Source organism: Mesorhizobium sp. M3A.F.Ca.ET.175.01.1.1, assembly GCF_004791945.1.
Lineage (GTDB): Bacteria > Pseudomonadota > Alphaproteobacteria > Rhizobiales > Rhizobiaceae > Mesorhizobium.
In genome coordinates this window covers 200,654-215,000 of sequence record NZ_SRTP01000002.1, presented here as the reverse complement: position 1 = coordinate 215,000, position 14,347 = coordinate 200,654, and the positions used below count along the sequence as shown (strand labels likewise).

Sequence of the window (14,347 nt, the reverse complement as noted above, 5' to 3'; positions counted from 1 at the left end):
GCGGGTGACAGCCCCGTACGCGTAATGCAAGTCATCGTCCTCGAGTAAGGCGGGACACGTGAAATCCTGTCTGAAATTGGGAGGACCACCTTCCAAGCCTAAGTACTCGTGCATGACCGATAGCGAACTAGTACCGTGAGGGAAAGGTGAAAAGCACCCCGACAAGGGGAGTGAAAGAGTACCTGAAACCGATTGCCTACAAACAGTGGGAGCCCGCAAGGGTGACCACGTACCTTTTGTATAATGGGTCAGCGACTTAGTGTGACGAGCAAGCTTAAACCGGTAGGTGTAGGCGCAGCGAAAGCGAGTCTGAACAGGGCGTTCAGTTCGTCGCATTAGACCCGAAACCGAGTGATCTAGCCATGAGCAGGCTGAAGGTAAGGTAACACTTACTGGAGGGCCGAACCCATAACTGTTGCAATAGTTCGGGATGACTTGTGGCTAGGGGTGAAAGGCCAATCAAACTCGGAAATAGCTGGTTCTCCGCGAAATCTATTTAGGTAGAGCGTCGACCGAATACCCCAGGGGGTAGAGCACTGGATGGGCTAGGGGTCCTCACCGGATTACCAAACCTAACCAAACTCCGAATACCTGGGAGTACTAGTCGGCAGACACACGGCGGGTGCTAACGTCCGTCGTGAAAAGGGAAACAACCCTGACCTACAGCTAAGGTCCCCAAGTTATGGCTAAGTGGGAAAGGATGTGAGGATCCCAAAACAACCAGGATGTTGGCTTAGAAGCAGCCATCATTTAAAGAAAGCGTAACAGCTCACTGGTCTAAATAAGGGTCTTTGCGCCGAAAATGTAACGGGGCTAAAGCCATACACCGAAGCTTAGGGTTCGTAGCAATACGAGCGGTAGCGGAGCGTTCTGTAAGCTGATGAAGCCGTACCCGTGAGGGGCGGTGGAGGTATCAGAAGTGCGAATGCTGACATGAGTAACGTAAGGGGAGTGAGAGACTCCCCCGCCGAAAGACCAAGGGTTCCTGCTTAAAGTTAATCTGAGCAGGGTTAGCCGGCCCCTAAGACGAGGCGGAAACGCGTAGTCGATGGGAACCACGTTAATATTCGTGGGCCTGGAGGTAGTGACGGATCACACAAGTTGTCCAATCTTATCGGATTGAAAGGGCAGCGGAGTGGTTCCAGGAAATAGCTCCTCCTTATAGACCGTACCCGAAACCGACACTGGTGGTCTGGTAGAGTATACCAAGGCGCTTGAGAGAACTATGCTGAAGGAACTCGGCAAATTGCACGCGTAACTTCGGAAGAAGCGTGACCCTTTTCTGCGCAAGCAGAGGAGGGTGGCACAGACCAGGGGGTAGCGACTGTTTATCAAAAACACAGGGCTCTGCGAAGTCGCAAGACGACGTATAGGGTCTGACGCCTGCCCGGTGCTGGAAGGTTAAGAGGAGGGGTGCAAGCTCTGAATCGAAGCCCCAGTAAACGGCGGCCGTAACTATAACGGTCCTAAGGTAGCGAAATTCCTTGTCGGGTAAGTTCCGACCTGCACGAATGGCGTAACGACTTCCCCGCTGTCTCCAGCATAGACTCAGTGAAATTGAATTCCCCGTGAAGATGCGGGGTTCCTGCGGTTAGACGGAAAGACCCCGTGCACCTTTACTATAGCTTTACATTGGCATTCGTAGTGGCATGTGTAGGATAGGTGGTAGGCTTTGAAGCCTGGGCGCCAGCTCAGGTGGAGCCACCCTTGAAATACCACCCTTATCACTATGGATGTCTAACCGCGGCCCGTTATCCGGGTCCGGGACAATGTATGGTGGGTAGTTTGACTGGGGCGGTCGCCTCCTAAAGAGTAACGGAGGCGCGCGATGGTGGGCTCAGAACGGTCGGAAATCGTTCGCTGAGTGCAATGGCATAAGCCTGCCTGACTGCGAGACTGACAAGTCGAGCAGAGACGAAAGTCGGTCATAGTGATCCGGTGGTCCCGTGTGGAAGGGCCATCGCTCAACGGATAAAAGGTACGCCGGGGATAACAGGCTGATGACCCCCAAGAGTCCATATCGACGGGGTTGTTTGGCACCTCGATGTCGACTCATCGCATCCTGGGGCTGGAGCAGGTCCCAAGGGTATGGCTGTTCGCCATTTAAAGCGGTACGTGAGTTGGGTTCAGAACGTCGTGAGACAGTTCGGTCCCTATCTGCCGTGGGTGTAGGAATATTGAAAGGATCTGTCCCTAGTACGAGAGGACCGGGATGGACGGATCTCTGGTGGACCTGTTGTGGCGCCAGCCGCATAGCAGGGTAGCTATATCCGGACGGGATAACCGCTGAAGGCATCTAAGCGGGAAACCCACCTTGAAACGAGTATTCCCTGAGAACCGTGGAAGACGACCACGTTGATAGGCCGGGTGTGGAAGAGCGGCAACGCTTGAAGCTTACCGGTACTAATAGTTCGATCGGCTTGATCGTTCTCATTCCTAATGCCCATTGAGGCGCAATCCAGGGGATTGACGCCGGCACGAATAGACAGCTTCTCGATTTGAACGTGCGTTTTGCCGACCTGGTGGTTATGGCGGAGCGGCTGCACCCGATCCCATTCCGAACTCGGCCGTGAAACGCTCCAGCGCTGATGGTACTTCGTCTCAAGACGCGGGAGAGTAGGTCGCTGCCAGGTCTGCCAAGCGCACGTTCATCTCACATCCGTCTCCAGAGGATCCGGATGGAAACAAATCTTCTCCTTACGATAAGGCCCGCCAAACGGGATTTCGGGCCGCGCAAGCGGCCCTTTCATTTGGCGGCCTCTTGAATTCGGTAAGCTCAAACTTACCTGTATCGTTGACGCGGGGTGGAGCAGCCCGGTAGCTCGTCAGGCTCATAACCTGAAGGTCGCAAGTTCAAATCTTGCCCCCGCAACCAAATCCGAAAACGGCTCGCCTCGCGCGGGCCGTTTTCGTTTGTGCTGCGGCCTTGTCGCGCCTGTCCCTCGTCGCCAAGATCCTTCCATGCGAGGCGACGCGCCAATCACCCCGGCCCATCAATGCAGACAAAAGAATGCGGCAAGCGCTGATCGTGTGGGCGGCTGGGCAGGCCATGGATGGGTGCGAGCCCCAGCCGGTCCAGCAACGCGATGGTCCTTACCTCACGCCGATACCTGCCAGGAGACCGCCATCTATCCTGTAGTCGGCGCCGGTGCAGAAGCTTGCCTTGGACGAGCAGAGAAAGGCGATGAGCTCCGCCACCTCTTCCGGCTCGCCGATGCGGCCGATCGGATGCGCCTCGCCGAAGCGCCTGAAGGCGGCTTCGATGTCGGCGTTCGGATCATCGCCGCGCGCGGCCCTCTCAAGGATCGGCGTGCGGACCGATCCCGGGCTGACTGAATTCACGCGGATGCCCTGGCGGGCGTAGTCGAGCGCCAGCGAGCGGGTCAGCGTGTGAATGGCGCCCTTGGTGGTGGCATAGGCGGCGACGTTCTGCTGGCAGGCATGGCCCTGCACCGAGGCGACGTTGACAATGGCGCCGCCGCCGCGCCTGATCATTTGCGGGATGCCGAAATGCGCGGTGAGGTAGATCGAGCCGACATTGACAGACATCGCCCGGTTCCAGGTCTCGAAGTCCGTGCTGGTCGCGGTGCCGTAAGGATGGACCGCAGCCGAGTTGACGATGACGTCCAGTCCACCGAAACGCTCGACACCCGCCGCGATTGCCGTCTCGACCTGATCCGGCTTGGAAACGTCCGCGGCCAGCACCAGAGTGTCGACGCCAGAACGCTCGAGTTCGGCCTGCAACATCGCGTTGGCCTCGAGATCGATGCCCAAGGCGATGATCGCAGCTCCACCTTCGCCAAGACGCCGGGCCGTCGCCCGACCGATCCCGGTCGTTCCCGTGACCAGCGCAACCTTGCCGTCGAAATCGTTCATGACCAGAACTCCTGCAAAGTGTCCGAGAATTGTGCCCCGCCAGGCCAAGCCAGGCTGGATGCCGTTCATCGGAGGCTCACGCCCGCCGAAATCACCGATCTGACTGCCATTGTCATCCAACAATAAGCTCGATCGCAACCACACCAAAGCGCATCCGATGTTCAGCTTCGCTGGGTGTGCTTCAGGTCTTTGACTTTGCGCAGGTCTTCGTCCCGAAACAGTTGCCGTGGGATCCGCGGCTCATCGCGCCTTCGTGGAATAGGACTAGGCACCGATTGGCCTGATCAGCCATTCGCGGTATTCTGCCGTCTTGCAAGTGTGACGCATACCGGGGTTTGCCTTGGGAGATGCCAAATGCGCACGTCCTCGCTCTTCATTGCACTGCTGCTTGCACACATCCCGAGCGTATCGCATGCCGCCGACATCCACGACGCCGCGCAAGTCGGCGACGTCGCGGCGATCATAGCAGCGCTCGATGCGGGTGCCGGCATAGATGAGAGTGATGGAGACGCGACGCCGCTCTATTTTGCGGTCTGGATGGGCCACGTCGAAGCGGCAAGACTCCTCATAGAACGTGGTGCGGACGTCAACGCCCAGACGACTTGGGGTCCCCCACTGATGGCGGCCATAGGAACAGGCAAGATCGAGCTGTTGAATCTGTTGCTGGAACGGGACGCAGATCCGAATTCCCGCCGTGCCGGCGAACCTGCCCTTCATGTCGCCGTCACCCTCGGTTGTCTCGACTGCGTGAAGGCGCTGGTCGAGGCCGGCGCAGACGTGAATGCGAAGGCAGAAGACGGCAAGACACCGATCCATCTGGCAAAACGTGCGGGGCAACGCGAAATTGCCGACTATCTCATGTCGCGCGGCGTCGTCTTGCCGACGCCAGCCCCAATCTCGATGAAGTTGGCGACAGCCGATGTCGAGAAAGGCCGAGCCCACTTCGACCGCTTGTGTACCCGTTGCCACAGTATCGAACCGCAGGGCGGGAGCAAAGTGGGACCGAATTTGTGGAGTGTCGTCGGCCGCGACAAGGCATCTCTGGAAGATAGACGTTATTCCGAAGCCCTGCTGGGCTGGGAGGGTGTGTGGACGTTCGAGGACCTGAACAGATATCTCTTCGGGCCCATGCTCACCACGCCGGGCGTTTACATGGAGACACCTGGTGTTCCGGACGAGACCGAACGGATCGACCTGATCGCCTATTTGCGCACTCTCAGTGACAAGCCGATGCCGCTACCTTGAAATCGATGACCTGGCCGGCGACCGCTTCATCGGGAGCCGCACGCTGGCTGCAATCACCCGATTTGACGGCCTTTGTCATCCGACAATATGGTCGATCGCAACCACACCAAAGCGCATCGCGATGCTCCAGATTCGCTAGGTGTGCTCGTTTTTGATCTTGCGCATGTCTTTGTCCCGAAAACCGACCCAATTTCGGGAAGCAGCCTTGGAGAGGCAGTCATGGAACAGTGCTGGCGCTGGTACGGCCCTAACGATCCGGTCACGCTCGATCATGTCAGGCAGGCCGGCGCCACGGGTATCGTGACGGCGCTGCACAACATCTATGACGGCAGCGCCTGGCCGCTGGATGCCATTCTCGAGCGCAAGCGCATCGTCGAGGCAGCGGGACTGGCCTGGTCGGTGGTGGAGAGCATTCCCGTTCACAACTCGATCAAGATCGGGGCGCCCGAGCGGGAGCGCTATACCGGCTGGTACAAGGACACGATCCGGGCGCTGGCCACGGCCGGCGTCTCCACCATCTGCTACAATTTCATGCCGGTCGTGGACTGGACCCGCACCGATCTGATGTACCGGCTGCCGACCACCGGCTATGCCCTGCGCTTCGACGCGCTCGACTTCGCCGCCTATGACGTCTTCGTGCTGAAACGGCCGAAGGCCGAGGCGAGCTACAGTCCGGCACGACTCAAGCAGGCGGAAGAGCGGCTCAAGACCTTGAGTAGCGATGATATCGACAAAATCGAACGCAACCTGATCGCCGGCCTGCCGGCAACCGAGCGCACCTACAATCGCGAGACGATGCGCGAGGCGCTTGCTGAGTACGCGGCGATCGGCCCGGCCGAACTGCGCGCCAATCTCGCCTGGTTCCTCAACGAGATCATCCCCGTCGCGGAGGAAGTCGGGGCGCGCATGTGCATCCATCCGGACGATCCCCCCTTCTCGCTCTATGGCTTGCCGCGCGTCGTCTCCACCGCCGATGACGCACGCTTCATCCTGGATACCGTCGACAGTCCGGCGAACGGCCTGACCTTCTGCACCGGCTCCTATGGCGTGCGGGCCGACAATGATCTGGTCGCCATGATCGAGGAATTCGCGCCAAGGATATATTTTGCGCATCTGCGCAATGTGACGCGCGAGGCGGACGGTTCCTTCTTCGAGGCGGAGCATCTGGAAGGCTCGACCGACATGGCCGACGTCGTCCTGGCGCTGATGAAGGAGGAAGCGCACCGCCGCAGGGAGGGCCGCTCCGATTGGCGCATCCCGATGCGGCCGGACCATGGGCATCTGCTTGCCGACGACATCGGCAAGACGAGGATCAACCCGGGCTATTCGCTGATCGGGCGGCTCAAGGGCCTTGCCGAACTGCGCGGCATCATGCGCGCCGTGGAACGGTTCGACCTGGCATCCACGGACCATCGTTAGTCATGCGCTGCTGCCGGCACGAATATTTGCGGCGCGCCCAGGAGACGAAAGTCGGCGTCGCTGGCACCAGCCGTTGCCGATCGCCGATTGCGGGGCGCGTGCATCGCCGCTCTCGGCGACCGGCCGGCGAACCTGCCAGCAGACCGGCGTGAAATCGTCAGTTCGAGCGTTGCTCTTCACCCGCGTCAGGTCGCAGACGCAATCGATGGACGGGATTATGGTCGTTGGCAGAGGTTTCGCCAGAGACGGATTTGGCGCATGCTGCCTTGCCTTTGAGATTTCCGTCCACTGCACCACATCGCAGTCTGGTAAGACCAAATTGGTCGGATTTCTTCCAGGGTCGGGTGGGCAAGGCGATATCGGATCGACGTCATCAATTCTGGCTGGACCAGAGTGGCCGAGATGATGCAAATTTGGCCGGCAGCTAGACGGGCAAGCATGAGGACAGCCGGCGATCCGACGATCGGACTGACTACTCCAAGGAGGACGAAATGAACATCGCTGCGGACAAGGCAAACGTCAGCGGCATCCCTTTCGACCAGGGACGGGTGGACCGGCTGATGGACGAGGCCGGCATCGATGTGCTCCTCGCCACCTCCAAGCACAACACGCAATATCTGCTCGGCGGCTACAAGTTCATCTTCTTCGCGGCCATGGATGCGATCGGCCATAGCCGCTATTTGCCGATTGTCCTCTATGAGAAGGGCGGGCCGGAACACGCCGCCTATATCGGCAACAAGATGGAAGGCGGTGAGCATCAGAACCATCCGTTCTGGACGCCGACGCTGCATGCGGCGTGCTGGGGCACGCTCGACGCCGCCAACCTCGCTGTTGAGCATCTGCATAAGATCGGCAAGAGCGCTGCTCGCATCGGCATCGAGCCGGCCTTCCTGCCGTCGGATGCCTATGCCTTGATCCGCAAGACGCTGCCGGATGCGAAGCTGATCGATGCGACCGGCATGCTGGAACGCATGCGCGCCATCAAGACCGAAGCCGAGCTCGAAAAGCTGCGCATCGCCTCCGAACTGATCACCGACTCGATGCTGGCGACGATCGCCTGGGCGCGCGAGGGCACGACGAAGACCGACATCATCGAGCAGTTGCGGCGCGAGGAAACCAATCGTGGCGCGCATTTCGAATATTGCCTGCTGACGCTGGGCTCCAGCCACAACCGCGCCGCTTCAAGCCAGGCGTGGCAAAAGGGCGATGTGCTGTCGATCGATTCCGGCGGCAACTATCACGGCTATATCGGCGACCTCTGCCGCATGGGCGTGCTGGGCGAGCCGGACGGAGAACTCGAAGACCTCCTGGCCGAAGTCGAGGCGGTGCAGCAGGCGGCGTTTTCCAACGTCAAGGCCGGCACGCTGGGCGGCGACATGATCACGCATGCCGAAAGCGTGCTGAAGCGTTCGAAGGTCGCGGCCTACACGGATTTCTTCGCCCACGGCATGGGGCTGATCACGCATGAGGCGCCATTCCTGATGACCAACCACCCGGTTGCTTATGAAGGCACCTATGCGGCCAAACCGCTGGAGAAAAACATGGTGCTCTCGGTCGAGACGACCATGCTCCACCCGACGCGCGGCTTCATCAAGCTGGAAGACACGGTCGCGGTTACCGAAACCGGCTATGTGATGTTCGGCGACCGCGGGCGGGGGTGGAACAGAGGCGGCATCTAATGGACCTAGCGTCGGCGCTACTCACTAACCCGGCGGCAGCAGCCTGAAATCCGGCAGATCGCGCAACGCGAGTTCAGGTCCGGCCGGCGAGTAGACGACGAAAAGCTGCATCGGCTGATCGCCGGTGTTGAGCGTGGAATGGAACCGGCTTTCGGGCACGTAGATGGTGCAGCCGGGGCCGACCTTGGCAACCACCGGATTGCCCTTCTCGTCCTCGACCATCTGCTCGCCATTGCCGGAGATGACGAAGATGATCTCTTCGGCGCCCGGATGGTTGTGACGGGTGTGCCCCTTGCCGGGCGGGAGGTCGACGACACCGCCGGAAAAGCGCTCCGCGCCATTTACTTCCGGCGCCACGGTGAGGGCGAGCTTGCCCCAGTCGAAGCCGAAGGCGCTGACGTCCTTCGGATAGACGAACACTTTTTCCTTGTCGGCCATTACGTCATCCTTTCCCGATCTTGACCGCCTTGAAATCCGCCGTTTGCCTGGCGATCGCCGCCTCGGCCGGCAGCCGTTCCATCGAGCTTGCGCCATAGAAGCCGTGCAGCCTTTCGCAGCGCTCCAATATGTAGCGCGCGTCGTCGGGCATCGAGATCGGCCCGCCGTGGCAAAGCAGGATGACATCCTGGCGCACCGAGCGCGCGGCCTCGGCGATGGCGTCGATCTGCTTGACGCAGTCATCGAGCGATTTGGCCGACGTGGCGCCGATCGATCCGCCCGTCGTCACGCCCATGTGGGCGACGATGATGTCGGCGCCGGCCCTGCTCATGGCGCGCGCCTCGTCCGGATTGAAGACGTAAGGCGTGGTCAGCAGGTCGAGCTTGTGCGCCTCGGCGATCATGTCGACCTCGAGGCCGAAGCCCATGCCGGTTTCCTCGAAGCTCTTCCGCATGGTGCCGTCGAAAAGGCCGATGGTCGGAAAATTCTGCACGCCGGAAAAGCCCATCGTCTTCAGCTCGGCGAGAAACAGCGGCATGATGACGAAGGGATCGGTGCCGTTGACGCCGGCCAGCACCGGCGTGTTCTTGACCACCGGCAGCACCTCACAGGCCATTTCCTTGACGATCTCGTTGGCGTTGCCATAGGCGAGCAGACCGGCGGCTGAGCCGCGTCCGGCCATCCGGTAGCGGCCGGAATTGTAGATGATGATGAGGTCGATGCCGCCTGCTTCCTCGGCCTTGGCCGACAGGCCGGTGCCGGCGCCGCCGCCGACAATCGGCACGCCTTCGGCGATCATCTTGCGGAACTTATCCAGAATCATTCTGCGCGGAATGGCGGCCATGCTTGTCGGTCTCACTTCTGGGCAATGTCGAGGAAGGCTTCGGCCGCGACCTTGGCGAAGGCGGGATCGTTGATGTGCAGCGGCAGGCGTGTGACGGTGCGGGTCTCCGCCGGCATGATGGTGCGCTCGATGCCGTCGAAGAGCGCTGCGTCCGCTTCGGGATCGAAGAAGGCGCCGCCTTCGACGTCGAGAGCGGAGACGCCCTTTTCCGGAATCAGGAAGCGGACCGGGCCTTCGCAGCGGGCGAGGCGTCTACCGATCCATTCGCCGATCTTGCGGCATTCCTCGGCAGTGGTGCGCATCAGTGTCACGTTGGGATTGTGCTCGTAGAACTGCCGGCCGCGATAGCGCTCGGGGATGGTTGGCGGCGCCCAGAAGTTCACCATGTCGAGCGCGCCGACCGAGCCGACATAGGGCAGTTCGGTGCGGGCTATGGCGCCGAAGCGATCCTCCGTTGCCGGCAGCACGCCGCCGAACAGCAGATCGCAGACCTCGGTCGTGGTGATGTCGATAACGCCGGCAAGCAGGCCCGAATCGGCCAGCTTCTCCATCGAGCGGCCGCCGGTGCCGGTGGCGTGGAAGACCATGCAATCGTATTGCGCACGCAGATGCTCGACGATTGCCGTCACACATGGCGTGGTGACGCCGAACATGGTCAGCCCAAGCGCCGGCTTGCCGAGGGTGGACGGCGCCGGCGTTGCGGCCATGCCGGCTATCGCCTGAGCGGCATTGTGCAGCACGACGCGCGAAAGCCGATTGAGGCCGGCCATGTCGGTGACCGACGGCATCATGACGATGTCGGAAACATCGACGTAAGGTGCAGTATCGCCGGAGGCGAGTGTCGAGATCATGATTTTGGGCAGACCGAGCGGCAGCGCGCGCATGCCGGCGGTGATGATCGAAGTGCCGCCGCCACCGCCAATGCCGATCACGCCGGCGATATCGTGACGCGATTGGATGAAGCGGGCAAAGGCAATGCCCATGGCGGCGACGGCGCTGCCGCGGTCGTCGATGCCAAGCACCGCCGCGGCTCCATCCGGATGATGCGCGGCAATGTCGCTTGCCGCGATATCGACCGGCACGGTGGCGCGGCGCGTGCCGATGTCGACACGGGCGACCGCACCGCCGGCAGCAGCGACGGCATCGGCGAGGAAGGCGAGCTCCTCACCCTTGGTGTCGGCCGTGCCGACCACGTAGATGCGCTTCATCGACGCCTCCCCGTGCCGGCTGGCGCGGAGGCGGCGCTTCTCAAGGCATAAAAATTTAGTGCCCTACGGCGTCCCCCTCTGTCCTGCCGGACATCTCCCCTACGAGGGGGGAGATTGGCTTGCCGCGGCCTTGACGCCTCTCCTCCAACCTTGGTGATTGGCGAAAGCAAAGATGAAATCCGATCTCCCCCCAAGTGGGGGAGATGTCCGGCAGGACAGAAGGGGGCGCCGTAGAGTGTCAACGAAGCCATTCCAGAGAGGGGAGGCCATTGCAATTTTTTGAGACGCGCGTATCATATTGACATGGATGTCTCACGTCAACAAGCCGCTTCCAGCGACGACGCCGAGCAAACGCCGATGGCCGAAAAGGGGCCGCGCGCGCGCACCAGGCGGTTGATGCTGGAGACGGCGACGAAGCTGATGCAATCCGGCGCCACGCCGTCCGTCAGCGAAGTCGCCGAGGCGGCGCAGGTGTCGCGCGCGACCGCCTATCGCTATTTCCCGAGCCAGGCCGTTCTGGTGCAGGCGGTCGTCGACGAGGGACTTGGTCCGATCCTCACCTGGAAGTCTGCTTCGAGCGATCCGGAGCGTCGGGTGGCAGACCTGTTTGGCTCGGCCATGCCGCGGATCGAGGCATTCGAAGCGACGTTCAAGGCGGCGTTGAAGCTTTCGCTCGACCAGTGGGCGCGGCAGCAGGCGGGCACGCTCGGGACCGAGCCCGCATTCACGCGCGGTCATCGCGTCGATCTCCTCAAGGACGCGATCGCACCGCTCAAGGACCGCTTGCCGCCGCGCAAGTTCAGGCGCCTGGCCCAGGCGCTGTCCATGATGTTCGGGGTAGAGGTGCTGATCGTCCTGAAAGACATGTGGGGGCTGGACAGTCAGGGGGTGGCGCAGGTCACGCAGTGGGCGGCCGGCGCCCTGGTGCGTGCCGCCATGGCGGAATCAATGGCGAAAGTGGATGGGGCACTCTCGGCCCCCGGCGCCGAATGATAGTATCTGGTTGGACCAGATCGGAAGAGCGCTTGGCAATATTGACTACAGCAGATGGAAGAAGACAAGTGTTCTATCCAAAGAGGAGCAGAAAAACTAAGGTAAATCAGACCGATGCGGCACTGAATGGGCTGTCGGGCCGCGTCCCGGCGTCCAAGAAAGAGCTTGACGAACATCCGAAATTGGTAATACCAGATCAGTTGGCGTAAAGCGGGTCGCAAGTAGGGATTGCGATCCATTTTTCCGGCAAGGCGAGGAGGTTCGGAACCGGCAAACTGCCGTTGCGGAGGAACTACCAGGCCGGCGACGATGCCGGCGCTCATGAAAGGTAGAATGCGCACAAGGGAGGAAAACTATGCGCAAGATAGTGACCAGCATGATTGCTGGTATCGGGCTGGCGCTTGCCTGCGGGACATCCGTCCGCGCGCAGGACAAGGAACTCACCATCTTCTGGGCGGAATGGGATCCGGCGAACTATCTGCAGGAACTCGTTAACGACTATACCGCCGAGACCGGGGTGAAGGTCACGGTGCAGACGACGCCATGGCCGGATTTCCAGACCAAGGCCTTCACCGAGTTCAACGCGCATGGCGACGCATACGACATGGTGGTCGGTGACTCGCAATGGCTAGGCGCCGGGTCGACGCAGGGCCACTATGTGGACCTCACTGACTTCTTCAACAAGCACAAGCTCGGCGATGTCATGGCGCCGGCGACCATCAAATATTATGCCGAATATCCCGGCGGTTCCGGCAAGTACTGGGCGATCCCGCTGGAAGGCGACGCGATCGGCTGGTCCTACCGCAAGGACTGGTTCGAGGACCCGAAGGAGAAGGAAGCCTTCAAGGCGAAGTACGGCTACGATCTCGACGTGCCGAAGACCTATGCGCAGCTGCGCGACATCGCCGAGTTCTTCCACCGTCCGGACCAGAAGCGCTACGGCATCGCCATCTATACAGACAATTCCTATGACGCGATGGCAATGGGCGTCGAAAGCGCCATCTTCAGCTATGGCGGCGATCTCGGCGACTACGCGACCTACAAGGTCGACGGCATCACCAATTCGAAAGAGGCTGCCGCGGGCCTCGACATGTACAAGGAGCTCTACAAGTTCACGCCTCCCGGCTGGGGCAAGACCTTCTTCGTGGAAGACAATCAGGCGATCACCGGCGGCCTCGCCGCGATGAGCATGAACTTCTTCGCCTTCTTCCCGCCGCTCGTGAACAAGGCAACCAACCCCTATGCCGACGTTACCGGCTTCTTCGCCAATCCGGCCGGCCCGGACGGCAAGCGCTTCGCCGCTCTCGGCGGCCAGGGAATTTCAATCGTCTCCTATTCAAAGAACCAGGACGAGGCGATGAAATTCCTGGAGTGGTTCATCAAGGACGAGACCCAGAAGAAGTGGGCCGAACTCGGCGGCTACACCTGCAGCCAGGCCGTGCTGAAGTCGGAGGCGTTCCAGAATGCCACGCCCTACAACAAGGCCTTTTACGACACCATGTTCATGGTCAAGGATTTCTGGGCGACGCCTGAATACGCGGAAGTGCTCGATCAGCTGAACCAGAACATCTATCCGTTCGTCGTCGGCGGCAAGGGCACCGCCCAGGAAGCGCTCGACAAGACCGCCGCCGACTGGAAGGCGACGTTCACCAAGTACAACCGCTACAAGTAAGCATCACAATCAGAATGCCGGAGGAGGGTTTCCCCTCCGGCATTCCTGTTTCTCAGGAGAACGATCGTTGGCTTCGGTAGCCCTCACCAATCTTGATCCCGCCTCCAGGGCCGCCGCGCGCGGCTGGTCGGATCTGACCATCCGCAACATGTTCATCATTCCGACGCTGGTTTTCCTGATCGTCTTCAATATTTTCCCGCTGATCTATTCGCTGGGCTATTCCTTCACCAATTTCGCCGCGAACCGCAGCGAGCCCTGGCAGTTCGTCGGCTTGCAGAACTATCGCGAGCTGCTCAGCGACGATCACATCTGGTCGAACTTCGTCATCACGGCGAAATACGTCATCGTTTCGGTGGCGGGCCAGATGGTCGTAGGTTTCGGTCTCGCGCTGCTGCTCAACCGCAGCTTCCCGATGAAGGGCTTGATCACCACGCTGCTGCTGTTGCCGATGATGATGTCGGCGGCGGTCGTCGGCCTGTTCTGGCAATTGCTCTACAGCCCGTCCTGGGGCCCGATCAATTACGTCTTCGGTTTGGGCGACTTCGCCTGGCTCTCCAATCCCGACAGCGCGCTCTATGCGGTCGCGATCACCGACATCTGGATGTGGTCGCCCTTCGTCATGCTGCTTTCGCTCGCCGGCCTCTCGGCCGTGCCGCAGCATCTCTACGAAGCCGCCGCGATCGACCGCGCCAGCTGGTGGTACACCTTCACCCGCATCACGCTGCCGCTGGTCTCGCCGATCCTGCTGATCGCGTTGATCTTCCGCACGATGGAAGCCTTCAAGACCTTCGATATCGCCTACACGATGACGACCCAGCCGACGGCCGAGCTCATCGCGATCCGGCTCTACAAGCAGGCCTTTCAGCAGTGGGACACCGGCAAATCCTGCGCGCTGGCCTACATCGTGCTGATCATGGTGCTGGCCATCACCAACCTCTACGTGAAGTACCTCAACAAGGTGAAGGAGCGCTAA

General features: G+C 60.7%; 10 protein-coding genes, 1 tRNA gene and 2 rRNA genes (1 of these 13 only partly in view). 9 read left to right on the top strand and 4 right to left on the bottom strand.

Annotated features, from left to right (window positions below; translation table 11 throughout):
* From EN818_RS05640 to EN818_RS05630, 3 genes are all read left to right on the top strand, one after another.
* Nucleotides 1-2,428: ribosomal RNA gene (locus tag EN818_RS05640) — 23S ribosomal RNA — on the top strand (it extends 428 nt beyond the left edge of the window).
* Nucleotides 2,429-2,518: 90 nt separating this feature from the next.
* Nucleotides 2,519-2,633: ribosomal RNA gene (gene rrf, locus EN818_RS05635) — 5S ribosomal RNA — on the top strand.
* 165 nt (nt 2,634-2,798) lie between these two features.
* Nucleotides 2,799-2,875 (top strand) — tRNA-Met (locus EN818_RS05630).
* Nucleotides 2,876-3,093: 218 nt separating this feature from the next.
* Here the strand turns inward: EN818_RS05630 and EN818_RS05625 are convergent.
* Complete coding sequence (locus EN818_RS05625; protein ID WP_129553746.1) at nt 3,094-3,876, bottom strand: glucose 1-dehydrogenase; 783 nt, start codon at nt 3,874-3,876, stop codon at nt 3,094-3,096.
* A gap of 354 nt (nt 3,877-4,230) precedes the next feature.
* On the opposite strand from EN818_RS05625, the gene EN818_RS05620 reads away from it, so the two are divergent.
* The 3 genes from EN818_RS05620 to EN818_RS05610 all read left to right on the top strand — a co-directional run bounded on the left by EN818_RS05620 (nt 4,231) and on the right by EN818_RS05610 (nt 8,219).
* Nucleotides 4,231-5,121 (top strand): ankyrin repeat domain-containing protein, encoded by an 891-nt coding sequence (locus tag EN818_RS05620; RefSeq protein WP_129553747.1) that lies wholly within the window; start codon nt 4,231-4,233, stop codon nt 5,119-5,121.
* A gap of 219 nt (nt 5,122-5,340) precedes the next feature.
* Complete coding sequence (gene uxuA / locus EN818_RS05615) at nt 5,341-6,540, top strand: mannonate dehydratase (protein WP_129553748.1); 1,200 nt, start codon at nt 5,341-5,343, stop codon at nt 6,538-6,540.
* Between the two features lie 491 nt (nt 6,541-7,031).
* On the top strand, nt 7,032-8,219 hold the full coding sequence (locus EN818_RS05610; RefSeq protein WP_129553749.1) for a Xaa-Pro peptidase family protein: 1,188 nt from the start codon (nt 7,032-7,034) through the stop codon (nt 8,217-8,219).
* A 24-nt stretch (nt 8,220-8,243) separates the two neighbouring features.
* Here the strand turns inward: EN818_RS05610 and EN818_RS05605 are convergent, their stop codons facing one another.
* Genes EN818_RS05605 through EN818_RS05595 form a run of 3 tightly spaced genes read right to left on the bottom strand, consistent with a single transcriptional unit; the run spans nt 8,244 to nt 10,709 of the window.
* Nucleotides 8,244-8,657, bottom strand: a complete 414-nt coding sequence (locus EN818_RS05605; protein ID WP_129553750.1) for a cupin domain-containing protein — start codon at nt 8,655-8,657, stop codon at nt 8,244-8,246.
* Between the two features lie 4 nt (nt 8,658-8,661).
* Nucleotides 8,662-9,501, bottom strand: coding sequence for a phosphoenolpyruvate hydrolase family protein (locus EN818_RS05600; protein WP_129553751.1), 840 nt, complete (start codon nt 9,499-9,501; stop codon nt 8,662-8,664).
* Nucleotides 9,502-9,512: 11 nt separating this feature from the next.
* Complete coding sequence (locus tag EN818_RS05595) at nt 9,513-10,709, bottom strand: Tm-1-like ATP-binding domain-containing protein (RefSeq protein WP_129553752.1); 1,197 nt, start codon at nt 10,707-10,709, stop codon at nt 9,513-9,515.
* Between the two features lie 303 nt (nt 10,710-11,012).
* On the opposite strand from EN818_RS05595, the gene EN818_RS05590 reads away from it, so the two are divergent.
* The 3 genes from EN818_RS05590 to EN818_RS05580 all read left to right on the top strand — a co-directional run bounded on the left by EN818_RS05590 (nt 11,013) and on the right by EN818_RS05580 (nt 14,347).
* On the top strand, nt 11,013-11,702 hold the full coding sequence (locus EN818_RS05590; protein WP_129553753.1) for a TetR/AcrR family transcriptional regulator: 690 nt from the start codon (nt 11,013-11,015) through the stop codon (nt 11,700-11,702).
* A gap of 355 nt (nt 11,703-12,057) precedes the next feature.
* The gene (locus tag EN818_RS05585; RefSeq protein ID WP_095804424.1) at nt 12,058-13,374 is read left to right on the top strand and encodes an extracellular solute-binding protein; all 1,317 of its coding nucleotides are present in this window, start codon (nt 12,058-12,060) and stop codon (nt 13,372-13,374) included.
* 67 nt (nt 13,375-13,441) lie between these two features.
* The gene (locus EN818_RS05580) at nt 13,442-14,347 is read left to right on the top strand and encodes a sugar ABC transporter permease (RefSeq protein WP_129553754.1); all 906 of its coding nucleotides are present in this window, start codon (nt 13,442-13,444) and stop codon (nt 14,345-14,347) included.

Bases quoted from the DNA above. Each gene is read 5' to 3' on its own strand.
- EN818_RS05625 (WP_129553746.1), bottom strand. From the start codon at position 3,876: ATGAACGATTTCGACGGCAAGGTTGCGCTGGTCACGGGAACGACCGGG.
- EN818_RS05620 (WP_129553747.1), top strand. From the start codon at position 4,231: ATGCGCACGTCCTCGCTCTTCATTGCACTGCTGCTTGCACACATCCCG.
- uxuA (WP_129553748.1), top strand. From the start codon at position 5,341: ATGGAACAGTGCTGGCGCTGGTACGGCCCTAACGATCCGGTCACGCTC.
- EN818_RS05610 (WP_129553749.1), top strand. From the start codon at position 7,032: ATGAACATCGCTGCGGACAAGGCAAACGTCAGCGGCATCCCTTTCGAC.
- EN818_RS05605 (WP_129553750.1), bottom strand. From the start codon at position 8,657: ATGGCCGACAAGGAAAAAGTGTTCGTCTATCCGAAGGACGTCAGCGCC.
- EN818_RS05600 (WP_129553751.1), bottom strand. From the start codon at position 9,501: ATGGCCGCCATTCCGCGCAGAATGATTCTGGATAAGTTCCGCAAGATG.
- EN818_RS05595 (WP_129553752.1), bottom strand. From the start codon at position 10,709: ATGAAGCGCATCTACGTGGTCGGCACGGCCGACACCAAGGGTGAGGAG.
- EN818_RS05590 (WP_129553753.1), top strand. From the start codon at position 11,013: ATGGATGTCTCACGTCAACAAGCCGCTTCCAGCGACGACGCCGAGCAA.
- EN818_RS05585 (WP_095804424.1), top strand. From the start codon at position 12,058: ATGCGCAAGATAGTGACCAGCATGATTGCTGGTATCGGGCTGGCGCTT.